Source organism: Oleiphilus sp. HI0125, from assembly GCF_001635355.1.
This window is the reverse complement of record NZ_LWGF01000578.1, coordinates 1-596: the sequence shown is the minus strand read 5'-3', so window position 1 is coordinate 596 and position 596 is coordinate 1. Positions and strand designations below refer to the sequence as shown.

The 596-nt window shown below is 51.0% G+C and carries 1 protein-coding gene; it reads right to left on the bottom strand.

The window, feature by feature from the left end:
- Window positions 1–596, bottom strand: a 596-nt coding sequence (locus A3762_RS07115; RefSeq protein WP_197469113.1) for a VCBS domain-containing protein, incomplete at both ends; no start/stop codon positions are given.

The window sequence follows — 596 nt, the reverse complement described above, 5'->3', positions numbered from 1 at the left end:
TGTACACCCTGGATATCGCCCGCTTGAAAATGATCCTGACCAGCATCTTTATCACTTACACTGAGCGTGCCCGTCGCTTGCAGCGTGGTATCTTCTCTCACCATTCCGATATCCGCACCGCTGATGATCGCCGTATCATCTTTGCCGTGCACGGTAATGGTTAAGTTCTGCGTATCGGTTGCACCGCTTTGATCGACTACGCCAACGGGTATTGTCAGCGTTTGAACTTGACCTGCGGCTAGGTGTTGGTAACTCGCATGGCTCGGATCAAAGCTATAGCTGCCGTCTGCATGCAGGGTAAACCCATCAACTTGCTGCATTACGCTGTAACGAGTGACTTCATGGTCGTCAGTATCCGTTGCTGTAAGCTGGCCCGTTAGCAATTGGCCATCCTCTGTCACACTTTGCGCTTGGATTTGCTGTAATACCGGCGCGTCATTTGTGCCCGTTAGGGTGATGACAAGATTCTTGGTATCAGTCGCGCCAGCTAGGTCAGTTACTGTCACAGGGATGGTGATGGTTTGTACATCGCCTTGCGCCAAATGGTTATAACTACCGTGGCTTGGGTCGAAGCTATAGCTACCATCTTGCTTTAG